The organism is Cylindrospermopsis raciborskii Cr2010 (assembly GCF_003367075.2).
In the GTDB taxonomy this organism is placed as follows: Bacteria; Cyanobacteriota; Cyanobacteriia; order Cyanobacteriales; family Nostocaceae; genus Raphidiopsis; species Raphidiopsis raciborskii.
In genome coordinates, this window is the sequence record NZ_CP065936.1 from 966,744 (window position 1) to 990,131 (window position 23,388).

22 protein-coding genes, 1 tRNA gene and 1 pseudogene are annotated in these 23,388 nt (G+C 41.0%); 12 read left to right on the forward strand and 12 right to left on the reverse strand.

Features of this window, described 5'->3' with window-relative positions:
• Positions 1-51: 51 nt before the first annotated feature.
• The 3 genes from C6N34_RS04425 to C6N34_RS04435 are packed head-to-tail and all read left to right on the forward strand — an operon-like array spanning position 52 to position 1,509.
• A complete protein-coding gene (locus tag C6N34_RS04425) occupies positions 52-189 on the forward strand; it encodes a hypothetical protein (RefSeq protein ID WP_006275827.1) in 138 nt (45 codons plus the stop codon).
• Complete coding sequence (gene aroQ / locus C6N34_RS04430) at positions 189-662, forward strand: type II 3-dehydroquinate dehydratase (protein ID WP_006275826.1); 474 nt, start codon at positions 189-191, stop codon at positions 660-662. Before C6N34_RS04425 ends, aroQ begins: the two co-directional genes overlap by 1 nt.
• Positions 652-1,509, forward strand: coding sequence for a hypothetical protein (locus C6N34_RS04435; RefSeq protein ID WP_235528991.1), 858 nt, complete (start codon positions 652-654; stop codon positions 1,507-1,509). Before aroQ ends, C6N34_RS04435 begins: the two co-directional genes overlap by 11 nt.
• Positions 1,510-1,515: 6 nt before the next feature.
• On the opposite strand, the gene proB is transcribed toward C6N34_RS04435, so the two are convergent.
• The 7 genes from proB to C6N34_RS04470 form a co-directional block, all read right to left on the reverse strand.
• Positions 1,516-2,625: a glutamate 5-kinase gene (gene proB / locus C6N34_RS04440; RefSeq protein ID WP_057178506.1), complete on the reverse strand. Its 1,110-nt coding sequence runs from the start codon at positions 2,623-2,625 to the stop codon at positions 1,516-1,518.
• A gap of 193 nt (positions 2,626-2,818) precedes the next feature.
• A complete protein-coding gene (locus tag C6N34_RS04445; protein ID WP_057178505.1) occupies positions 2,819-3,358 on the reverse strand; it encodes a YqeG family HAD IIIA-type phosphatase in 540 nt (179 codons plus the stop codon).
• A gap of 106 nt (positions 3,359-3,464) precedes the next feature.
• On the reverse strand, positions 3,465-4,040 hold the full coding sequence (locus C6N34_RS04450; protein WP_006275822.1) for a DUF3727 domain-containing protein: 576 nt from the start codon (positions 4,038-4,040) through the stop codon (positions 3,465-3,467).
• Positions 4,041-4,186: 146 nt separating this feature from the next.
• Positions 4,187-4,663: a Holliday junction resolvase RuvX gene (gene ruvX, locus C6N34_RS04455; protein WP_115539212.1), complete on the reverse strand. Its 477-nt coding sequence runs from the start codon at positions 4,661-4,663 to the stop codon at positions 4,187-4,189.
• A 4-nt stretch (positions 4,664-4,667) separates the two neighbouring features.
• Positions 4,668-5,855: a GNAT family N-acetyltransferase gene (locus tag C6N34_RS04460; protein WP_057178502.1), complete on the reverse strand. Its 1,188-nt coding sequence runs from the start codon at positions 5,853-5,855 to the stop codon at positions 4,668-4,670.
• 164 nt (positions 5,856-6,019) lie between these two features.
• Positions 6,020-6,226, reverse strand: a complete 207-nt coding sequence (locus tag C6N34_RS04465) for a hypothetical protein (protein ID WP_006275819.1) — start codon at positions 6,224-6,226, stop codon at positions 6,020-6,022.
• A 107-nt stretch (positions 6,227-6,333) separates the two neighbouring features.
• On the reverse strand, positions 6,334-7,215 hold the full coding sequence (locus tag C6N34_RS04470) for a 4-hydroxybenzoate solanesyltransferase (RefSeq protein ID WP_057178501.1): 882 nt from the start codon (positions 7,213-7,215) through the stop codon (positions 6,334-6,336).
• A 115-nt stretch (positions 7,216-7,330) separates the two neighbouring features.
• Between C6N34_RS04470 and C6N34_RS04475 the strand changes: the two genes are divergently transcribed.
• Positions 7,331-8,971, forward strand: a complete 1,641-nt coding sequence (locus C6N34_RS04475; RefSeq protein ID WP_057178500.1) for a Ppx/GppA phosphatase family protein — start codon at positions 7,331-7,333, stop codon at positions 8,969-8,971.
• 154 nt (positions 8,972-9,125) lie between these two features.
• Positions 9,126-9,794 (forward strand): hypothetical protein, encoded by a 669-nt coding sequence (locus tag C6N34_RS04480; RefSeq protein ID WP_115539213.1) that lies wholly within the window; start codon positions 9,126-9,128, stop codon positions 9,792-9,794.
• Positions 9,795-9,984: 190 nt separating this feature from the next.
• Here the strand turns inward: C6N34_RS04480 and C6N34_RS04485 are convergent.
• Positions 9,985-10,056: transfer RNA gene (locus C6N34_RS04485), tRNA-Thr, on the reverse strand.
• Between the two features lie 251 nt (positions 10,057-10,307).
• On the opposite strand from C6N34_RS04485, the gene argF reads away from it, so the two are divergent.
• The 3 genes from argF (at position 10,308) to C6N34_RS04500 (ending at position 13,630) form a co-directional block, all read left to right on the forward strand.
• Positions 10,308-11,228 (forward strand): ornithine carbamoyltransferase, encoded by a 921-nt coding sequence (argF, locus tag C6N34_RS04490; protein ID WP_115539214.1) that lies wholly within the window; start codon positions 10,308-10,310, stop codon positions 11,226-11,228.
• A gap of 235 nt (positions 11,229-11,463) precedes the next feature.
• Positions 11,464-12,096: a transcriptional repressor LexA gene (gene lexA / locus C6N34_RS04495; RefSeq protein WP_040007947.1), complete on the forward strand. Its 633-nt coding sequence runs from the start codon at positions 11,464-11,466 to the stop codon at positions 12,094-12,096.
• A 40-nt stretch (positions 12,097-12,136) separates the two neighbouring features.
• Positions 12,137-13,630, forward strand: a complete 1,494-nt coding sequence (locus C6N34_RS04500; RefSeq protein WP_115539215.1) for a DNA phosphorothioation system restriction enzyme — start codon at positions 12,137-12,139, stop codon at positions 13,628-13,630.
• Position 13,631: 1 nt separating this feature from the next.
• On the opposite strand, the gene C6N34_RS04505 is transcribed toward C6N34_RS04500, so the two are convergent.
• The 3 genes from C6N34_RS04505 to C6N34_RS04515 all read right to left on the reverse strand — a co-directional run bounded on the left by C6N34_RS04505 (position 13,632) and on the right by C6N34_RS04515 (position 17,277).
• A complete protein-coding gene (locus C6N34_RS04505) occupies positions 13,632-14,876 on the reverse strand; it encodes an LL-diaminopimelate aminotransferase (protein ID WP_115539216.1) in 1,245 nt (414 codons plus the stop codon).
• 87 nt (positions 14,877-14,963) lie between these two features.
• A complete protein-coding gene (locus C6N34_RS04510) occupies positions 14,964-15,803 on the reverse strand; it encodes a lysophospholipid acyltransferase family protein (protein WP_006275811.1) in 840 nt (279 codons plus the stop codon).
• Positions 15,804-15,816: 13 nt separating this feature from the next.
• Positions 15,817-17,277: a carotenoid oxygenase family protein gene (locus tag C6N34_RS04515; RefSeq protein ID WP_115539217.1), complete on the reverse strand. Its 1,461-nt coding sequence runs from the start codon at positions 17,275-17,277 to the stop codon at positions 15,817-15,819.
• A 325-nt stretch (positions 17,278-17,602) separates the two neighbouring features.
• Between C6N34_RS04515 and C6N34_RS04520 the strand changes: the two genes are divergently transcribed.
• The 4 genes and pseudogenes from C6N34_RS04520 (at position 17,603) to C6N34_RS04535 (ending at position 21,513) form a co-directional block, all read left to right on the forward strand.
• Positions 17,603-19,147: an ATP-binding protein gene (locus C6N34_RS04520; RefSeq protein ID WP_141303564.1), complete on the forward strand. Its 1,545-nt coding sequence runs from the start codon at positions 17,603-17,605 to the stop codon at positions 19,145-19,147.
• 197 nt (positions 19,148-19,344) lie between these two features.
• Positions 19,345-20,094, forward strand: a pseudogene (locus C6N34_RS04525) (ATP-binding protein); the annotation flags it as partial.
• 54 nt (positions 20,095-20,148) lie between these two features.
• Positions 20,149-20,751 carry a chromophore lyase CpcT/CpeT gene (locus tag C6N34_RS04530; RefSeq protein WP_115538291.1) on the forward strand — a complete coding sequence of 201 codons (603 nt, stop codon included), beginning with the start codon at positions 20,149-20,151 and terminating at the stop codon, positions 20,749-20,751.
• 18 nt (positions 20,752-20,769) lie between these two features.
• Complete coding sequence (locus C6N34_RS04535) at positions 20,770-21,513, forward strand: 2-phosphosulfolactate phosphatase family protein (RefSeq protein WP_115538292.1); 744 nt, start codon at positions 20,770-20,772, stop codon at positions 21,511-21,513.
• Here C6N34_RS04535 and C6N34_RS04540 read toward each other — a convergent pair.
• Complete coding sequence (locus C6N34_RS04540; RefSeq protein WP_407928745.1) at positions 21,507-23,294, reverse strand: M61 family metallopeptidase; 1,788 nt, start codon at positions 23,292-23,294, stop codon at positions 21,507-21,509. The two genes, C6N34_RS04535 and C6N34_RS04540, sit on opposite strands and share 7 nt — an antisense overlap.
• Positions 23,295-23,388 lie beyond the last annotated feature (94 nt).

A 23,388-nucleotide genomic window follows, 5' to 3' on the forward strand; every position in this document is an offset into this window, starting at 1 on the left:
ATCATAAATCACAAATGGGGATGGGGAAGTATCTCAGGAGTGTTCAGTTAAATGGACTATATAGAAAAGGTACTGGAAAAGCTTAAAGAATTAGCCCGGAAGTTGGTAGAAGCACTACTAGGTCCGGAAGTGGAACCCGAGGGGGAACTCATCCCTATTCCAGTGCACGAACGCCCACGAGGTCGTTAATGACCGGAATACATGGCTCTAACTTTTATGCCAGTGTTTTAGTGCTGCATGGACCCAATCTTAATCTCCTAGGACAGCGAGAACCGGGTGTTTACGGTTCTCAGAGCCTAGAAGAGATAAACTCCCTCCTCGCAGCAGAAGCTGTAAGATTGGGTGTGAAGGTTACTCCCTTCCAGTCTAATCACGAAGGAGTGCTAATAGATAATATCCATGCTGCCACAAAACAGCACCAAGGCATAGTAATTAATGCGGGTGCCTACACCCATACTAGTGTGGCTATTAGAGATGCGATCGCCGGTGTTAATTTACCTGCGGTGGAGGTTCATCTAAGTAATATTTATCGCCGAGAGGATTTTCGTCATCATTCCTACATAGCTCCAGTGGTGATTGGACAAATTAGTGGATTTGGCGTTCAGAGTTATATATTAGGTTTACAAGCACTGGTGCATTATCTCAGAAAGAATGAGATTTAATCATATCATGCGTTATTCTCTAAGGAGTCGAGTTAGGGGTATTTTTTTGGGGATGCTGCTAGGCGAAACTTTAACTAATCAGGAATCGGTCAGTTTGGGGGAAATTGCAGTTTCAGGTAGTCAGAGTTTGATTAAGTGGGGTAGATTGGAAATAGAGGAATGGTGGGAGAATTACCAAAACACCACAAGTACAGCGGGAATAATTGTCATAGCTGCACTACCCCTAGCCATTTTTTACCATGAAGATCCAGACAAGTTCAAAGAAAATCTACAGCAATTCCTCAAACTTGGCAATGCGGATCCAGAAGAAAGAGATAACGCTTTAGCTTGGGGATATGTCCTAATCAAATGTCTAACAGAAACATTAAACACTGTTACTCTGATTCCTGAAACAATTGATTTTTTAGGAAATACAACCTCTCCTCTCCCAGAAAGCTTATTAAAACTAAATAACTTGTTAAAGCAACAAGCAGGAATAGTACGAATGGGGGCGGAGTTTAACTTGCAGGAAAATATCAGTCACAATATGGCCCTTTCCCTTTATTGCTTTTTGAGTAGTGTGGAAGATTTCAAATTAAGCCTTTTGCGAAGTAATAAACAAGCTCAAATTTTCAACTGCTATTGTAGTGTGCTCACAGGGGTGATGTCGGGAGCATACAACAGCGTACAGGGAATTCCAGTGAACTGGAAAATTTTACTATCCCTAAAACCGGGAATGGACAATCTTTCTCAAATAGAAGAACTAACAGACAACCTGGTAAGATTGTGGTCAGGTGCATATAACGTCAATATACAACTTGCTCCTCATTCCATATTTGCCGCACCACATCTAATTCGAGCAAGGTGATTCTTGTCAAATCAAAACCAGGTTATCCCTATGAACAACGGTTTCTATACCCCCGTAACCTAAAATATCTTCAATATCCTGGGAATGACAACCGCGAATTTTTTCCAACTCTTGACTGTTATAGTTAACCAATCCCCTGGCAATCTCATTACCTTGAAGATCACATAATTGCACCGCGTCTTGACTGTCAAATTCCCCCTCTACCATTTTAATTCCTGCTGGTAATAAGGATTTTCCACCGCGAGAAATGGCTATAACTGCTCCCTCATCCAAGTATAACTTTCCTACTGGAACTAAACCATAAGCTATCCACCTTTTTCTAGCGGAAGTTGGTTCTGGTTGAGGTGCAAAGTGAGTTCCTATTTGCTCTCCCGCGATAATTTTTTCTATGTCATGGGGAAAACGTCCTTGGGTAATTACCGTGCGCACCCCCCCCACCATAGCAATCCGAGCAGCAGATATTTTTGTCATCATCCCCCCTGTGCCCCATGGTGAACCCTGTCCCCCTGCTTGAATCTTCAGATCCTCCAGTTCTCTGGTGTTACTAATTAGGCTAATCGGTTGAGCATTGCGTACTTTCCTTGGATCAGCTGAATATAACCGATCAACATCTGTTAGCAAAAATAGCCAGTCTGCTTCTACTAAACTGGCAACCAAAGCTGAAAGAGTGTCGTTATCGCCAAATTTTAATTCCTCTACTGCTACCGTGTCATTTTCATTGACTATGGGAATTACTCCTAGTCCTAATAACTCTTGAAATGTATTATAGGCATTTAAATATCGGCTACGTTCTACTAAATCCGCCCGGGTTAATAATACTTGGGCTATGGGTTGTTCTAAGGTGGTAAATAGGTCATCATAAATACGCATGAGACGACCCTGTCCTACCGCAGCTACAGCTTGTTTTAAGGCCATGGCTTTAGGTCTTTCTGTTAGTCCGAGTCGGGCACAACCTACACCCACAGCACCCGAAGAAACTAAAATCACCTTGTGCCCTTGCTGTCTTAAACGACAGAGGGTTTCTGTGAGGGTAGCAATGGTGGAAAGGGCTAATTTCCCAGTTTCCGCTTGAGTGAGGCTAGAAGTGCCTATTTTAACTACTATTGTCTCCGTCATCTGTGATCAGCAAAAAGTTGCACAACGTCTTTCCCTCTATGGTGAAGGAAGACGTTGCACGATTTTATATTTACTTATGATTATTTAGGGCTTTATTTTTTTGCCCCATGTTATTGATAATTATCCTCCCCGATTTTTTTCCTGATCTAAAATTCCTTAATTATTTCTTTAGATTTAGTTTTGTTTCGCTTTATCAATTTTTGTGAACTTTTGTGTGCTTAGGTCTAATAGAAGCTCCCAGAATCTCCGAGATCCAAACTTCTACATTGCGAATAGAATAACCACGCAAAACAGTACCCTCATGAACCATAGGTTCCACCAGGATAGTAAACATTCCCAAACGGTTACCAGCAACTACATCAGTAAACAGGCGATCGCCTACCATAGCAACCTGATTAGCAGACAAGTTCATTTCTCGTAGTGCTGCTCTAATTTTACGTCGTGAAGGTTTGGCCGCGCCTAGGTAGTAAGGTAAATTTAAAGACTTAGCAATAGAGCTAATGCGGGGTTGACTCAAATTATTACTAACCAACCATAATGCTGCATATTGTCTTATTTCCATGACCCACCGTTCTAATTCTGGGGAGACAGAGTTAGCAGTTATAGGTACTAGAGTATCATCAACATCTAAAATGAGTCCTTTGAGTCCATATTGTTGAATGATATCCGGTGTCAGATTTAAAATCGGACCGTGTAAGATCAAATCTGGTTGTAAGATTTCACTCCAAATCATGGCTTCCTCAAATGAGTGGACTAGGAAAATATAGCTCGAGCTTAGATATGCTAAAGCCTAACTGGGGAAGCCTCAAATGGGCTGATTTTAGTTTTCCCCAGTTAGACTATTCGACTGTATCAAACAGATATTCTTCTAAAAGGGGCTGAACCTGATTGAACTCCTCTGGGGAAAGCAGCTGGGGTTTACCACTCTGAGTTTTTCTAGCAAAAAATAGGAGTGGATCAATAGGTGTATAGATTTCGTACTCTTGGTCTTCGTAATAAAAATTGGTCAGCAGTTGTAATTGCTCTGGTTCCGTCTCTTGTTCTTCCTCACCCTCAACTTCTAGGGTCAAGATCTCAGATTCTTCCACTGGTGGTAGCTCACCAGTTACAGTCAAAGCGTAAGCAGTGTTTTTTAAAGTTAAATTCTGCTCAGATAAGACAGCCTGAGCAGTGCTGAAAATCCGATCAATTGTTTGATCATCGTCTACTAAAGTTGCTTCTTCTTCGTCTCCATAACCCTCCCAGGCAAAAATTTGTATAGGAGAGTCCACAGGTAAAAGCAAAATATACTCTTGACCTTCTATCTCAAAGGAATTCTCTATATAACATTCGAGCGATCGCCCTTTTTCATCTGTTAAAGTAATCAAATCAGCATCAGTACGGTCATTTTCTTCGGAAAAGTCAGAGGAATACATAGTTACACAATCTAAATTTATCAATACTCAAATGCACCAGAATCATTCAACTATATGACAAGCCAAAAAGCCGAATACAGTATTGAGTAATAGTCTTGAGGATATCACCTTTAAAGGTACTAGAACAAGAAAAAATCACCCAGAGGTTATAGTTCACTTTGGTTTGGTAGATTTTGCGGAGTTCTTAACCTTCTATCGTCTAACCACTGCTGTAAAATTATGGATGCTGCTTTGCGGTCCACTAAACCTTTATTATAGGATGGTGAGCGATTTTCCGCTAGGAGCATTTGCTCAGCTTGAAAAGAGGTTAATCGCTCATCCACATGCTCCAGGGGTAACCCTAGAGCTTTAGCTAGTCTATTAGCAAACTTCTGTATTCGACGGGCTTGCTCTCCCATAGAACCATCCCCGGAGTAGGGTATACCAACAACTAAAATTTGCACTCGTCGCTTTTCTACCAGTCCCCGTATTTCCTGTAGATCTTCTACAAAGGACTTGCGTTGGATTGTAGTTATACCTGTGGCAATTAGTCCGGTACCATCGCAACCAGCAACGCCCACACGTTTACTACCCACATCCAACCCCAGAGCGGATATGAAAGATTTTGACTGGAATTCAACCACTACTCTAATTATTCTCCTGTGGTGATTCTGATGGCTCAATTGTAAGAGCGACCATTTCTGACTTACCCATGGTTACTTCAGGAACAGGTGGGGATTTAGGAATCCAGGACATACCACCGGGAATAGGTTTACGTGCAGGTTGTAGTCCCTGAAGCACCTCCGTCCACTGAATACCTTCCAAGGAGACAAATTTAGACTCCCGGATTTTATGCCACACGGAGCGAGACATAATTAGGGTGTGTTCAATCCGCTGGGCACCAATATTCTCCAGGTATTGTTCCCTTTCGGGTTGATAATCGGATGACGCTAATTTTAGATTCTGTTGGGGAAAATCTTGAGTAATACGAGCCAATTGAGATAACAATTCTGGATATAACCAGGTGTAAGCTGGATGAACTGTTAAGGTAGCTACATGAGGACTAGTTCCTTGTCTGTCTAATTGCAATTCAAAGTAACCAATTGCCGCCTTACGCTGAGGTTCAAATACATAGGCACTCACTACCTCTGTCTCCTCTACCCATTGTTTAATAGCATTACCAATTATATCGAATAAACTAGTTTTAAAATCATGCGTGTGGCGATCAAATACCTGTCTTACCAAAGGCGGCATGGATGCCGTATCTAACTGGTACAATAGGGGCGCATCCGCATTACTAACCGGTAGGAGATTAGGTAAATCCGGCTCAGCCTGTGCTAATTCTTGTAATAGATCTGGTTTAATTTCCCAATAGGTGGTTTCCGCTAAACGCTGAAATCCATTTTGACGATAAAGTGCCAAAGCACTGACATCATTAATGTTTACTTCTAATATCCACGTACGAGCTTCTAAAATTGATTCAAAGCAGTGGCGTAGTAGTTGGGAGCCTATGCCCAATTTATCAGCGCAGGTATCTAACATGACTTGGTCAACACGCCAAGTGCTGCGGGTGCGATTGAAAGGGGAAACTTGAATTGCGCCTAGCAACTTACGACCGCGCTCCGCTACAAATTGACGGAAACGATGTTGCCATGGGTTGGGGAAGCAGTTTAAAAATTTCAGCACTCCAAACCAGTGACCTAGCCACTGCATGCCAAAAATACCATACTTGGTAGGGACTTCTCTAGGACGTCTCAACTGTTCAAGAGCGTCTAGATCCCTATATTGTACGGGACGAATTATCAGTTCCAGATTTGGAGGAAGTAGTGAGTTCATTTCGATTTAAAAGGATTATATCCAGATCTAAGAAGCTGGTTTCACGCTACCAATATGAAAAACATTGCCGAACGCTCACCAACTATAGCACTTTTTTGTGGAATTTTTGTTCGTTTTTTATGCCAAACCAGAGATTTGGGCAACTTTCTCCTAAAAATGGTTGGCTAAAATGCTTGACGAGAGGCCATTTTTTCAAAGCAGGCTTGGGTTTGATGAAGTAATTGCTGGCGGCTATCTTGCTGAATTTGTTTTAGAGTAGGAACCAAATTGCGAGCTTGTAGGGTCATGTGTAGCTGTAAATGGGCTACGTATTCACTAATGTCCTGGCTTTCATTTTCCACAGCAGTTCTTGTTAATACTTTTGATTCCATGACCACTTTTTTCTCCTTGGGCGCTAAATTTTAATACATAATCAAAACCTATCACATTGTTTTACTTAGCTTATTGATTTGCAATCAACCTTAACATTTGAGGTTATCTAGGTAGATCCCAGAATCATCCCTAAGAGGATCAAGAAACCTATGCCCACATTTTGACTGAACATTTTTCCATATTCCCGGTTAGGTAGCTTAGGATCCCTTAATCGTAGCACTTGCCAAAACCAACCAAGACTAGCAATCAATAAGCTGATCCAAAAAAATATATTTAATTTTAAAGAAATAGCCTCCGCCATTAACAGTATAATAGTACCGAGGAAAAAAATACCCACAGCGTTAGGAGTCTGATCACCAAAAAATAGGGCGCTAGATTTAACGCCAATGCGCTCATCGTCCAGGCGATCGCTCATGGCATAGATGGTATCAAATCCCAAAGTCCAAAGGACTGTGGCCCCCCACAAAAACCAGGTGGGTAGAGAAATATTGCCTGTGACTGCACTCCAACTAATCAAAACGGCAAAACCCCAGGCCAAAGAAAGAATTAGTTGGGGTATGGGAAATACTCGTTTAGCGCCGGGATATAGTAATATTACTGGTAAAGCGCTCACGGATAACCAAAAGCTCAAGGGATTAAGATAGAAGGCGAGAATAGCTGCACAAACCAGGGCAACAATTCCCACCACTACACCAACTTTCACCGAAAGAGCTCGGGAAGCTAAAGGGCGATCGCGCGTTCTGTTAACCTGGGTATCAATGTCCCTATCCCATAAATCATTGACCACACAACCAGCAGCACTGGTAGCTAAACTACCTAATATAATTACTATTACTAGGATTGTGGGTGGTTTGCCATCAGCTGCCAAAAACAGGGCCCATAAAGCGGGAATCATCAAAATTAGCCTACCCCCTGGTTTATGCCACCGTAAGAGGCGCATAATGATAAACCATAATGGTTTTTGATTGCCTTCTGGTGTGGTTTGCATGTTTACTAGATTTGCACTTTGAGTCTACATCTATAGAATATCCTTTTTGGAAGACTTGGCGGATCCGGAAACCTAGCTTTTTTGTCCATCTAAATTAAGAGAGAACACACTCATAATGGTGAATATAGTTCCTGCTAACTGGAATGTTGTACCAGTTCCATCGGTGAAGCCAAATCCAATTATTGCCTCTATTGATATTGGCACTAATTCTTTGCATATAGTCGTAGTACGTATTGAACCAACCTTACCAACTTTTACAGTAATTGCTAAGGAAAAGGAAACTGTCAGACTGGGCGATCGCAATTTAGAAACTGGGGATTTAAAACCGGAAGTTATGAAAAAGGCGATCGCCTGTTTAGGTCGTTTTCAAGAACTGGCGAAGAGTTTTGAAACTGATAGTATTATTGCTGTAGCTACCAGTGCAGTTAGAGAAGCACCCAACGGTAGAATTTTTTTACATCAAATAGAGACTGAGTTAGGTTTAGATGTAGACTTAATTTCTGGACAGGAGGAAGCGCGACGGATTTACTTAGGTGTGTTGTCGGGGATGGAGTTTAATCAACAACCACATATTATCATTGATATTGGAGGAGGTTCTACGGAATTAATTTTAGGTGATTCTCAAGAACCTCGCAGTTTAACCAGTACCAAAATCGGCGCAGTGCGACTAACTGGGGAATTAATTACAACCGATCCTATTGTTAATACAGAATTTCAATACTTACAGGCTTATGCTAAAGGAATGTTAGAGCGTTCTGTAGAAGATATACTTTCTAAACTGCAACCAGGTGAGATTCCTAAGCTGGTGGGAACTTCCGGGACGATTGAAACCATAGCCACCATTCATGCTAAGGAGAAAATGGGAATTGTACCTTCTACTCTTAACGGTTATTGTTTTAGTCTCCACGATTTACAAACCTGGGTAACCCGTTTAAAAAGAATGAGCAATGTAGAGCGATCGGCAATTTCGGGAATGCCCGATAGAAGGTCAGAAGTAATACTGGCTGGAGCAGTAATATTACAGGAAGCAATGACATTGTTGGGATTAGAAACCATCACAGTTTGTGAACGTTCCTTGAGAGAAGGTGTAATAGTTGACTGGATGCTCACCCATGGATTTATTGCGGATCGACTACAATATCAAAGTTCTATTCGGGAGAGAAATGTTTTAAAGCTGGCTCAAAAGTACCATATTAACTTAGAGTGTAGTCAACGGGTAGCGGAATTCGCTTTGACTTTATTTAGTCAAACTCAAGGCAAATTACACAATTGGGGTGAAGATACCAGAGAATTATTATGGGCTGGGGCGGTTTTACATAATTGTGGTCACCATATTAGCCATTCAGCACATCATAAACATTCCTATTATTTAATTAGGAATGGGGAGTTATTAGGTTACAATGAGACAGAAATAGAAATTATTGCCAACTTGGCCCGTTATCATCGCAAATCACCACCCAAGAAAAAGCATGAAAACTTCCAAAATCTAACCCATAAAGGACATCGACAAATGGTATCCCAACTGAGTGCCATTTTGCGGGTAGCTGTGGCTTTAGACAGGAGACAAATTGGAGCAGTTCGTGGGATTAAGTGTGAATATTTGCCTACCATTAGGCAATTAGAGATGGTTGTTTCTCCCAGTAGGTATGATGATGATTGTGATCTAGAAATGTGGAGTTTAGACTTGAAAAAGCAAGTGTTTGAGCAAGAATTTGGGGTTAAGCTAGTGGCCCATTTAGCTCGATTTAATAGGTAGGCAAGCATCCGGTGATATAGAATGCCAGACAATTGTACAATTAACGGATTATCAAAGTCCTTATAAAGAAAAATGTCCCCAGGAAGCTGATGCTATTGCTAAAAAAATTCTTGAACGATATAATGATATCGGTAAGTCTAAACTAGCAGAGTATGTGATTCACAAAAAAGTTATATTGGATATTTTTGAAAAGAATTTAAAAAAAGACGATGATGGCAAATATAAATTAGAAAAAGACATCCACGAAATTGTTTTTCCCCTCAGAAGTACATCCGAAGATGTCGCATTTGAAAGACAAAACCTATGGATTATTGACGAAAAATTAACCTATCATCAATACCTGGCTTCTGATCAACCTCTGGATACCCTTGAGGATTTAGAAATTGATAGCACCGAAAGACCTGATTTGCTAATTTTTAATAACCCAATAGCTTTTGTTGAAGGAGAAGAACAACCTTATTCATCAGTTGTCATAGTTGAATTTAAACGCCCTATGCGCGGGAGGTATAAAGATAATGAAAACCCAATTACTCAAGTCTACGACTATATTAGAAAAATTAAGTCGGGTAGTTTTGTTGACAGAGAAGGTAGATTGGTTAATTTACCTGAGCACATTCCTTTTTATGCCTATATTATTTGTGATTTAACTCCAAAAATTAAAGGCTTTGCAGAAGATGCTACCTATTATCCAACACCAGATTTACAAGGTTACTTTGGTTATAATCCCAGGCTTAATACTTATGTCGAAATTCTGTCTTTTACTAAACTCATTAACGATGCCAAAAGGCGAAATAATGTCTTGTTTAAAAAACTGAATTTATGATTATTTAATGTTAAATATCTTTGGGAGTTGAAAGATCGGAAGGTCGTCGGTTTAATTTGCGCGGAGGTTATAATGGTAAACAAATTATTGACCGCGAAAAACAATAATTTGTCAACGGGGACAATAATTTGGCAATACGGACATTAATTTGTCAACGCGGTCAAATAATTTGGCAAGCGACAGCACAAAAAGCCAGCAGTCAGGATTGAACTGACGACCTTCCGATTACAAGTCGGATGCACTACCGCTGTGCTATGCTGGCAAAGGGCTAGGATGTAATTAATGCCCACTGATACCTAATCATAGCACAGAACCAAAATTTGTCCAGTGGTTTTTTCTAAAAATCTGGCAAAAAAGTCCCAAAAATTTTTCCCCCAGTGCTATAGTATAAATGTGGCATACAAAATCCTGTAATTTCAGGTAACAATAGTTAGTAGAGTTTCAACTTGAAAACCTAGTACTGTTGAAATATCTGAAAAACTTAAAAAACACTTAATAATACAAATCATCAGCATGGTAGCATTGACTGGAAGAGACTTACTAGGTTTAGGAGACCTAAGTTCTACAGAACTACTAGAACTCCTTTCCATGGCAACATTACTCAAATCACAAAAACTAACACTACATTCCAACAAGGTTTTGGGTTTGTTATTCTCCAAGGCCTCCACTCGCACTAGAGTAAGTTTTACAGTGGCTATGTACCAATTAGGAGGTCAGGTAATTGACCTGCATCCAAATGTCACCCAGGTGAGTCGAGGTGAACCTGTGCAAGATACCGCTAGGGTATTAGACCGTTATTTAGATGTCTTAGCAATTAGAACCTTTGCCCAACAAGAATTGGTCACCTTTGCTCACTACGCTAAAATACCAGTAATTAATGCTCTAACAGATCTAGAACACCCCTGTCAGATCTTAGCAGATTTATTGACTATTCGAGAAGTATTCAGTGATTTAATAGGATTAACCCTTACCTATGTAGGGGATGGTAATAACGTAGCTAATTCCCTAATGTTGGGTTGTGCCTTAGCTGGCATGAATGTAAGGATAGCTTTCCCACAAGGATACGCCCCCAATCAAGATATTGTAGAAAAAGCCCGGGCTATTGCTGGTGATAAAACTGAAGTAATGCTTACCCATGATCCAGTCATAGGAGCTAAAAATGCCCACATCCTTTACACTGATGTTTGGGCAAGTATGGGTCAGGAATCAGAAGCTGATAATCGTCTACCAATCTTCCAACCCTATCAAATTTCCCAGGATTTACTCAGTCTAGCAGATCCCCAAGCCATAGTTTTACACTGTCTACCCGCCCACCGTGGGGAAGAAATTACCGATGAGGTAATAGAGGGTTCCCAATCAAAAGTTTGGGATCAGGCTGAAAATAGATTGCATGCTCAAAAAGCTTTACTGGCTAGTATTTTGGGCGCTAACTGAATTTTTTTCGCTCAACTTTCGGCTCTAAGAACCGTAAAATCCAAATTCTCATGGGCCCAAGTTGATTGACAACAGAGTTTTTTTAAATTACAATGGATAAATGGGTTTCCCTGTATCCAATCCTACCGCCAGAATATTAATTTATTGTTAAGAAATACCCAATAGAGTCTTGTTAAGGGAAACTTTTTGTAGTACAAATGTTCTAAGGACATTTGTTGTTGCTTTCCCCAAAAATATGGAAAAACTGACGGAAGCCCAAAACGAACTATACGAATGGTTGGTAGAATATATTCGGGTTAATCAACATTCACCGTCTATTCGTCAAATGATGCAGGGAGTAAATTTGAAGTCTCCTGCACCGGTTCAAAGCAGGTTGGAACACTTGCGGAACAAGGGATACATTGGCTGGGATGAGGGTAAGGCACGAACCATTAGAATATTGCATTCTAGTAAGTACGGCGTGCCCATTTTAGGAACCATTGCAGCAGGGGGCTTGATTGAACCTTTTGCTGATGCGGTAGAGTGTGAGTACTTAGATTTAGCCAATCTGCCTATTCCTCCTCAAAGTTATGCTTTGCGGGTAGCTGGTGATAGTATGATTGAGGATTTAATTGCTGATGGTGATGTGGTATTCCTGCGTCCTGTGGCTGAACCCAATCTGATGAAAAATGGCACCATTGTTGCTGCTAGGGTGGAGGGATATGGTACAACCTTAAAACGGTTTTATCTTGAGGGAGATATGGTCACTCTTAAACCAGCTAATTCCAACTATCAACCTATTCAAGTCCCCGCTATTCATGTGGAAATACAAGGTTCTTTAGTCGGTGTCTGGCGAAACTACAATTATGGCTTTAGCCAAAATGCTTAGGAGCTGCTACGGGTCTAGTCCTAATTAGTTTGAATAAAAAATGTACTTTATAGCGTCTTCCATTGCTTCAAGTTCTAAACTACCGGTATCAGCACCATATACCTTTTCCCTTAAATTACCCTTTGTCAGGGAAAATAGCGGTGACTACCATGTCAATCCATTTTTACCCGGTTGTCCTAGAATACCTTTACACGTCGAATTACGAGGATACCAAAAACAGGCTATTACTAGCTGGTTTGCTAATAATGGTCGGGGAACATTGAAAATGGCTACCGGTAGTGGAAAAACAATTACCGCATTGGCGATCGCCTATGAATTATATAAACAGATAGGCTTACAAGTCTTGTTAGTGGTTTGTCCCCATCGTCACTTGGTTACCCAGTGGGGTAGGGAATGTGAGAAATTTAACTTAAAGCCCATTTTAGCTTACGAAAATATACGAAATTGGCATAGTCAAATGTCGGTAGAGTTATATAACTTGGGTTCTGGTTATCAAAAGTTTCTGACTGTTATCACCACTAACTTGACCTTAATTGGGGAAGGTTTCCAATCACAACTGAAATATTTTCCGTTGAAAACCTTAATCATTGGGGATGAAGCACATAATTTGGGTGCGCCCAGGTTAGAAGAAAGTTTACCTCGTAGTGTGGGATTAAGACTAGCTCTATCAGCTACACCAGAAAGATATTTTGATGAGGAAGGTACGGAGTCCTTATTGGAATATTTTGGACCGGTTTTACAACCGGAGTTTAGCTTAAAAGATGCCATTGACCAGGGAGCATTGGTGCATTATTTATACTATCCAGTTTTCGTGGAATTAACGGAGTTGGAGAGTATGAATTATTTAAGATTAACCAAAAAAATAGGGCGTTGTTTACAAAATCGGGAGATACGGGAGACCTTTAGTTTTGAAGATATGGAGGGTATTAAATCTCTACTGATAAAACGAGCTAGATTAATTAGCAGCGCGGAAAATAAACTAGTGGCATTAAAACATTTAATGTTAAATCGTCTAAACACGAGCCATACATTATTTTATTGTAGTGATGGTTCCCAAGAGGGGGGGAACCATTCTTACCAACTGGAAGAGGTAACCAAAATTTTAGGAGTGGAACTAGGGTATAAAATCAGCACCTACACTGCGCGAACATCATTACCAGAGCGAGAAGTGTTAAGAAAACAATTTGAAAGTGGGGACTTGCAGGGTTTAGTAGCTATTCGTTGTTTAGATGAGGGTGTAGATATACCAGCAATTAGAACCGCAGTGATTTTATCCAGTTCTAGCAATCCCCGTCAATTTATTCAGCGTCGCGGTAGGGTGTTACGTCCCCATCCCGGTAAAGAAAGGGCGACAATTTTTGATATGATAGTGTCACCTCCAGACTTAGATCGAGAAGCAATGGAAGTAGAAAGGAACTTGCTGAGAAAAGAATTGAAAAGGTTTGTAGAATTTTCTAATTTAGCGGATAACGCAGGTGAAGCTAGAATGAAGCTACTCAACCTGCAAAAGCGCTATAGTTTGCTGGATATTTAGATTATGGCAAATTGATGGAGAACTTTTCTGTAATTCGTTGCATTGCTACTTCCACATTTTCTCGACTATTAAATGCGGAAATGCGGAAGTAACCTTCACCAGCAGCACCAAAACCCGAACCGGGAGTTCCTACAACATTTACAGTCTGTAGTAGTTTGTCAAAAAACTCCCAACTAGTTAAACCAGCTGGTGTCTTCACCCATACATAGGGAGCATTTACTCCACCATAAACTTTTAGACCTGCACTAGTTAATTGTTGACGAATGATTTGAGCATTTTCCAAATAGAAACTTACTAAGGCCTTGATTTGAGCTTGTCCTTCCTCAGAGTAAACAGCTTCTGCACCCTTTTGGACAATATAAGAAACCCCATTAAATTTGGTAGACTGACGACGGTTCCATAATTTCCACAATTCTATATTGGAACCATCTGCAGCTTTAGCAGTTAGGATTTTGGGAACAACGGTTAAAGCGCAACGGGTACCAGTGAACCCAGCATTTTTAGAGAAAGAACGAAATTCTATGGCACATTCCCTAGCACCTTCAATTTCATAAATAGAATGGGGAAGATCAGGATCGGTAATAAATGCTTCATAAGCAGCATCAAAGAAAATTATCGATCCCTGGGATCTAGCATAGTTTACCCAGTCTTTTAAATGTTCCTTGGTAGCTGTTGCACCGGTAGGATTATTAGGAAAACATAAATAAATTAGATCTACCTTTTGTTGAGGTATTTCCGCTGTGAAGTTATTTTCCGCAGTCACAGGTAAATACACCAAACCACCATACTCTCCCTTGTCGTTAGCTTCTCCAGTATTGCCAGCCATCACATTAGTATCGACGTAAACGGGATATACAGGGTCAGTAACAGCAATAATGTTATTTCTGCCAAAAATATCTAAAATATTACCCGTATCGCATTTAGAACCGTCAGAAATAAAGATTTCATCTGCTTCTATAGCAGCTCCCCTTGCTTGAAAATCATGAACAGCTATTTTTTCCCGTAACCAAATATAACCCTGTTCCGGTCCATAACCCTTAAAAGTAGTGCGATCGCCCAGATCATGAACAGCTTGAATCATAGCATGACGACAAGCATCTGGCAGTGGTTCAGTAACATCACCAATACCCAGACGAATAATTTGGGCATCAGGGTTAGCTTGGGCAAAAGCATTGACCCTTCTAGCAATTTCTGGAAACAGATAACCAGCTTTTAGTTTTAGGTAGTTGTCGTTAATAGTAGCCATAGTTAATTTACAAGTATAATTTACAAGTGGTTTTTACGAATAACGGTTTGATAGCATCATACCATGAACTCGGGACTAAAGTCTCTCCTAGCTAGCTTCCTTGATCAATTGGTTCAATTCTGTCTGCATCTGGTTCCTAACCAGTTCATAACATTCATTGACATAACTCACGTCATTAACAGCATCTTTTCCATATCTTTTAAATATAATTGGTGGACAAACTCTAGTATGTATTTTAGCAGGTAAAGGAATATTTGGCAGTGGACCCAGGGCTAAACCCCAGGGTAAACCCAAATACAAAGGAAAAACTATAGGGTCAACATCAAATAACCATGGCATTCCCCACTGATGAAACCGTGCCATGATTTGATATAAATCAGTTAATACAATCAAGGTGTCGTGGGATCCCCAGGAAATAGCTGGAACAATGGGGACATTCTCTCGCAGTGCTAACTTAATAAAACCCCGTCTTTGGGCAAAATAGATTTTATCTCGCATCCGATGTGGACGGAATACATCCTCTGCGCCACCAGGATAAACTAAAACACTTGCACCTGCACGAAATGCTGCATAAGCCATTTTAGGATGGGCTCGGATTGCACCTCCCTTCATAGCTATTTCAGCTGCTGGCGGAAAAACCTCCCATACTTTTGGATGCATTAAACCGTAAATCAGCCTTTCAGTACCAAATCGACGTAACCAGTCATACATCATCATAGACGTATCCGGGGATGCCAACCCCCCATTGTGAGAACCAACAACCAAAATTTTTCCTTGTGGAATATTTTCCCAACCACTGGTTTCTACCCGGAAATAGCAATTATATAAAATTGCTAATAATGGCATCATCTTGGCAATAAATTGGGGATCTCTATGTGTGAGAGACCACCCCGCCCTTTCAGTTTTCACATCCTGCATTTTCAACATTGATTTCATTTAATTATATGGTTTTAGATGGTTTCCAAGTTCCATGAAAACTATGGGGAATTACGGAAGGTAATGCAAGTTGACAAACTGGTTCTTCGTTCATTCGATGACTCTCGAATATGCAAATTGTACTACTGTGGTTATTACCATCATAAACCACTGTTAATACCCAACCCCTGTCAGAATTCGTTCTATCTTCAACATAAATAGGTTCTGACGGATAGCGGTTTAAACCCAGGTTAGCTTCGGTTAAACTACCATTCTCATGGTCAAATTTGGCGATGCTATTTAATATCTCCCCTTGTGTCTCCGTCCCTTTTTTAAAAATGGACATGTATGTAGCGGGTGAAAATTTGCCAACATTTTTGCTGGGGACACTAGGAAATTCACAGGTTCTATTTAATAAGGTGACTAGTTGTTTAACTCGACCGTTTTGGGGGTTAAGTTCTACTCTGGTAAAGGTAGTTTTGGCGGTTGTTTTTACTTTTCCGGTTGCTACTTCTCGTAAATATTCATTAGTCTGGAAATCAGCATATTTGGCAAAGTCAATAATTACTATACCTCTATTATCTACATAGCCATTACTAAAATGCCACTGAAACCAGGATTCGGTTTCTCCTCGACTAACTAAAGATAAATTTTCTCTATCAATAACAATAATCTGGGTTCCTATATGTGGTTGCCAAGTCAAAGCCTGACTGTAACTGCTAGTTCCTAACAATACGGACCAGATATTTAACTGTACAGGTGGGGCAAAAAATACTAAATATTTTCCTGCTAAAACAAAATCATGAATTAGGCTAAATTGGGTTAAATCAAACTGGGAATGTTGAATGATTCTACCAGTGAAATCACTTTTATAAACACTTAGGATGCCACTCCCTGGGGAACCCATACCAATAGTGCCAATATTTACCCCAAAGTTAAATATTTCTCCCGTTTGATAGTCAACTTTGGGATGAGCAGAATAAGCTTTTCCCTGGGTTAACCCCCCCAAACTAGTTAAACCCTTGGTTTCTAAGTTCTCTAAATCTAAAGCATGGGGATGATCACCCTCCCAAAGGGCTAAAAGTTGATCTGGTAATGCCAAAACTGAAGTATTAGCAGCATTTTTAACGAGTCTTTGCCACTTATGCCAAATCATACCCGGTGCTGTCATACCATAATTACCGTAAAGAAACTTATTTGCTTGAGTTTCTTCTTCATACCCCCTGGTCTGTACATAACGATAAACTGCTTTAGCACCATCATCACAGAAGTGAACTGCTAAAATGGCTCCATCCCCATCAAACCAGTGTCCCACAGACATATTTCCCCGTTGTAATCTCCCTGGACCGTTGCGGTATAATGTACCCCGCAAACCCTGGGGAATTTTACCTGTAATTATGGGTAATTGAGAGAGGGGAAATTCTTCTGCTGGTTGCGATATGGCATGGGCCCAAGTTTTTTTATCTAATTTTTTGTTTTTGATCATTTACATCTTTGATATATTTCTTATTTACAGTCATATTGACCAATACCTTAGCCAAAAAAGAGTATTAAAAGTAGGGGCGATGTAGTAGAGTTATAGTCTTACAAAGCAAAAACTCAAAAACCACACACAGCCCATGTTCGAGATTATAACACTATTACAGTGCCTGCTACCAGAAATAAAAATGACGACAATACGTCAGTTGAGTCGGATCCTCATGGCGATAACCCAACCTACACAAGCTGGTTTCAATGAAGATCCCTTAGGAGTTCGCCTTTATTAGGTTCTAGAATAAAGTTGTTAAGGTTATTTTTTCAAAACCTCCACCATGGCTAAACACTTTAACACTGCTGGACCATGTAAAGCCAACATCCACTATATGCTTTCCCCCACCGCTCGCTTACCGGAGTTAAAAGCGCTAATTGATGGAGAAAACTACTTTATCATTCATGCACCGCGACAAGTAGGCAAAACCACCGCTATGATAGCCCTAGCCCAAGAATTGACTGATAGTGGGGAATATATCGCCGTGATGCTTTCTTTAGAAGTAGGGGCACCATTCTCCAGGGATCCGGGTATGGCTGAACGTGCAATTTTGGATGAATGGCAAGAATCCGCTTGTGTATACCTACCAACTAATCTCCACCCACCCCGTTGGCCACCATCTCAACCAGGGCGGCAAATTGGAGCCGCATTAGCTAGTTGGGCTAAGGTTGCTACTCGTCCCCTAGTGGTTTTCCTGGATGAAATTGATGCTTTAGCAGATGAAACATTGATTTCTGTTCTCAGACAATTACGCTCAGGTTACAATCGTCGTCCCCATAGCTTTCCCCATTCGGTAGGGTTAATTGGCATGCGGGATGTGCGGGACTATAAGGTTAAATCCGGTGGAAGTGAACGACTTAATACGTCAAGTCCTTTCAATATCAAGGCTGAGTCTTTAACCCTAAATAATTTTACTTTATCAGAAGTAGAAGAACTTTACTTACAACATACACAAGCTACGGGACAGGTGTTTACCCCGGAAGCCATTCAACAGGCATTTTATTTAACCGATGGACAACCGTGGTTAGTCAACGCCCTAGCTCGTCAAGCTACCCAGGTTTTGGTGAAAGATATTACCCAACCCATTACTGCTGAAGTCATTAACCGAGCCAAAGAAATTCTGATTCAGCGCCAGGATACCCATTTAGACAGCTTAGCAGAGCGATTACGGGAAGATAGAGTCAAAACCATTATTGAACCAATTTTAGCGGGTGAAGATTTACCTGATGTACCCCAGGATGATATTCGTTATGTCCTGGATTTAGGACTGTGTCGAGACCGAGGACAGGGTTTGGAAATTGCCAATCCAATTTATCGGGAAGTTCTACCCTTGGTGTTAAGTTACACAACCAGGGCTTCCATTGGAGTTATTGAACCTCGTTGGTTAAATGAACAGGGGGAGCTATTACCCGATGAATTATTGGAAGCATTTCTGGAATTTTGGCGACAACATGGGGAACCACTGCTCAAAAGTGCGCCCTACCATGAGATTGCTCCCCATTTGGTATTAATGGCATTTTTACATCGAGTAGTAAACGGTGGTGGTACGTTAGAGCGGGAATATGCCATTGGTTCTGGAAGAATGGATATTTGTTTACGCTATGGCAAGGTAGTGATGGGCATAGAGTTAAAGGTGCGGAGGGAAAAGTTGGATCCCCTAACCAAGGGTTTGACCCAACTGGATAAATACCTGGATGGGTTAGGATTGGATAGAGGGTGGTTAGTGATTTTTGATCGCCGTGCGGGATTACCACCCATGGGAGAGAGAATTAGTACGGAGGAGGTCATTAGTCCGGGGGGACGAACCATTACCGTCATTCGTAGTTAGTCGCGAAGCACTGGGTACGCGAGATCGCCATTATTGTTTAAATCATTAATGTTGGGTTTCATACTTCAACCCAACCTACGTTCATCTTATATTTAATTCCACCCACCTACTTAGGTTCTAGAATAAAGTTGTTAAGGTTATTTTTTCAAAACCTCCACCATGGCTAAACACTTTAACACTGCTGGACAGGGCGGCAAATTGGAGCCGCATTAGCTAGTTGGGCTAAGGTTGCTACTCGTCCCCTAGTGGTTTTCCTGGATGAAATTGATGCTTTAGCAGATGAAACATTGATTTCTGTTCTCAGACAATTACGCTCAGGTTACAATCGTCGTCCCCATAGCTTTCCCCATTCGGTAGGGTTAATTGGCATGCGGGATGTGCGGGACTATAAGGTTAAATCCGGTGGAAGTGAACGACTTAATACGTCAAGTCCTTTCAATATCAAGGCTGAGTCTTTAACCCTAAATAATTTTACTTTATCAGAAGTAGAAGAACTTTACTTACAACATACACAAGCTACGGGACAGGTGTTTACCCCGGAAGCCATTCAACAGGCATTTTATTTAACCGATGGACAACCGTGGTTAGTCAACGCCCTAGCTCGTCAAGCTACCCAGGTTTTGGTGAAAGACATTACCCAACCCATTACTGCTGAAGTCATTAACCGAACCAAAGAAATCCTGATTCAGCGCCAGGATACCCATTTAGATAGTTTGGCAGAGCGCTTACGGGAAGATCGGGTCAAAGCCATTATTCAACCCATGTTAGCTGGATCCGATCTACCCGATACCCCGGAGGATGATCGCCGTTTCTTGCTGGATTTAGGCTTGGTAAAGCGCAGTCCCTTGGGTGGACTAACCATTGCCAATCCCATTTACCAGGAAGTGATTCCTCGTGTTTTGTCCCAGGGTAGTCAGGATAGTCTACCCCAAATTCAACCCACTTGGTAGGATTCTTCCCACTCCCCATGTACACTATAAGTGGTTCTATTGACATATCCTATGACCCATTCTCAAGATCTTATTACCTTAGCTCGTTGGATGGCAGCGGATTTCAGCAATCAAGCTCAGGCTTTTGAAAATCCGCCTCTATATGCCCATATTCGTGTCTGTATGCGTCCCCTAGCTTATTCTCTCCTATCTGGAGTCAGTCTTTTTGTTGAACAAGCTTATGATTATGATCTCAAAGATCCCTATCGTGTTCGAGTATTAAAGTTATTGGTTGAAGAAGGGCACATTATCATTGAAAACTATACGGTCAAAGACGAGAAGGATCTTTATGGGTCATCTCGGGATTTGGGTAAATTACAAAATTTAACTGCCGATCGCCTGGAAAAACTATGTGGTTGTAATATGCGGGTGGAGTGGACTGGTAGTTGCTTTACCGGTACTGTGGAACCCGGTAAGAATTGTCTAGTATTTCGCAAGGGACAAAAAACCTATTTAGATAGTAAATTTGAGATAGACGACCAAAAATTCCTCAGCTGGGATAGGGGAAGAGATTTAGAAACCGATCAACATGTTTGGGGTTCCCTCGCTGGGCCATTTCACTTTGTCCGTTGGGGAAATTTCGCCGATGAGGTACAATTACCCCAGTATTATTAAGGTAGGTATATCTAGTCCGTGAAGATATTTGTATATCATACTCCAGAATTAACCCCCACAGGGGAAATACCAGAATGTGCGATCGCCGTCGATGTTCTACGCGCCACTAGCACTATAGCTACAGTGTTGGCTGCTGGTGGCGAAGCGGTACAAGTTTTTTCTGACCTCAACGAACTAACAGAGGTTAGCGAACAATGGCCTGCGCAAAAGCGATTACGGGCTGGAGAACGAGGTGGTGGTAAGGTAGCTGGGTTTGAATTAGGTAATTCCCCTCTGGATTGCACACCAGAACTAGTGGAAGGGAGACGTTTATTTATTAGTACCACCAATGGCACCCGTGCCCTAAAACGAATAGAAGATGCCCCAATTGTTTTAGCAGCAGCCCTAATCAATCGCTCTGCAGTAGTCAATTTTTTATTAGAGAAACAACCCCAAAGCGTCTGGATAGTTGGTTCGGGGTGGGAGGGGAGTTTCTCCCTGGAAGATACTGTTTGTGCAGGTGCGATCGCCCATAGTATTTGGCAGAAAACCGGTTTAGAGTTGGATCAAATTGCCGGTAATGATGAAGTTACGAGTGCGATCGCTCTTTATGAACAATGGGAAGATAATTTAATAGGATTATTTCATCAAGCCAGTCATGGTAAAAGATTATTACGTCTAGAATGTGCAGAGGACTTAAAATATTGTGCTCAGACGGACATTTTAAACGTTTTACCCCTACAGAAACAGCCAGGTGTTTTAACAAGTCACAATGCTCACTGAGTTGTGGTGATTGGTACTCCTAGCCAACCTAGAAAGTTGTTTTTTTGACTGGTACTAGGATTTTCCACTGGACGTAATTGATATTTGTTGGGACGTGGTTTGCCCAAGGTCACCTTGTAGTTCCGCAATTCATCCTGGTGAAAAACCGTTATTTCAATGGTGTCCTTGGGTTGATAGTCTTGTAACCGATGACCTAGTTGATTTATACCTACCTTAATCCCATCAATGGCTAACAGTTCATCACCCACATCTAATCCTGCTGTACTAGCAGGGGAGTGAGCTTCCACAAACTTAATAGTTTCCTGTCCATTTTCCGGTTCCACCCTAATTCCCAGATAAGGTGCGGACTCGGATTGCTCGACTAATGCCAACCCAAAAGGTTCTAAATACTTGAGGAATGGTAAATGCTCTAGACCATCTATATATTGTTTAAAGAAGTCAGATAAATCTATTTGGGCTACCTGTTCAATGACTTCTTTTAAATCTTGGGTAGTATAACCAGTTTTCTGTGTACCAAATTTCCGCCACATTTCCACCATCACATCATTTAAAGAAACTGTATTTTGATGGCGATCGCGAATGAGCAAATCTAATAACAAGGCGACCATTTCCCCTTTTAAATAGTAAGAAATTTGAGAATTTCGACTATTAGGAGAGGGACGATATAACTTAATCCAAGCATCAAAACTAGATTCACTCAGGGGTTGGACATAACGCCCTGGAGTTGTGAGGTATCGGGTAATTTGCTGACTCAAATGATGGAAATAAGACCTGGCGTCATAAATTCCTGCTTGAAAAGGAATTAGTAAATCATAGTAACTGGTAATTCCTTCGCAAAACCATAAAGAAGGTGTATAGTTCTCCTGGTCATAATCAAAACTCTGTAACTCCCGGGGACGAATTCTTTTCACATTCCACAGATGAAAGAATTCATGGGCTAACAATTGCATGAATCTTTCATATTTTTCCTTAGACCTAAATCCTAGCCGATCATAAATTAAGGAACAGGAATTTTTATGCTCTAGACCTCCATAAAGATCATGGCTTAAGTGGAGGATAAATACATATCTTTCATAAGGTAACCCCCCGAATATTTGTGCCTCACGGGTGATAATTTTTTGTAAATCATCTAGTACCTGTTTGATTTGATAATTTCCCTTCCCCCAAATTGCTAATTCATGAGGTTTATTCCCTACTTGGAAGTGATGTAAATGATGATTACCGATTTCAAAAGGACTATCAATCAGAGCATCGAAATTATCTGCTAAAAATGTATTAGCCTCTTGGTTAACTAGTGGTAAGGCGGTAGTTACTTGCCATTGTGGATTAGGTGTGACCACAGTAATGTAAATTGGCTTTTGTTCCCAACCAGGGATTCTAAAAAACATCCCTGCACCGTTAAAATAACCATGGGTAGCATCCAGGTGATTTGTACGTACTGACAGTTCGTGGGCAAAAATACGATAGCGTACAACGACCTGATTAGCTTTACCTTTTTCTACTTGCCAGTGATTTTTGCTAACCTTCTTCCACCTTAAAGGTTTAGAACCAGCAAATGCGGTAAAATCCTGTAGGTTTTTAGCATATTCTCGCACCAAGTATGACCCTGGTGTCCATACGGGCATTTTCAAATCAACGACTATTCCGGGGTAGTTGTCAATGTGCAGAGTCACCTCAAATAGGTGATTTTCTGGTTTAGGCATTGATACCCAATAGTGAGTTGATGTGTTAGTTTGTTGCAGTAGATCCCTAGATGATAATTTTTGTTCTGTCCCGTTCATGGCCTGATTATAGGAGTAGTTGCGGTAGTCGGAAGTCCCTGATGGGGTGAAAACTGTTATGGTATCACAGTTATATCCGCTCAACCACTTAAAC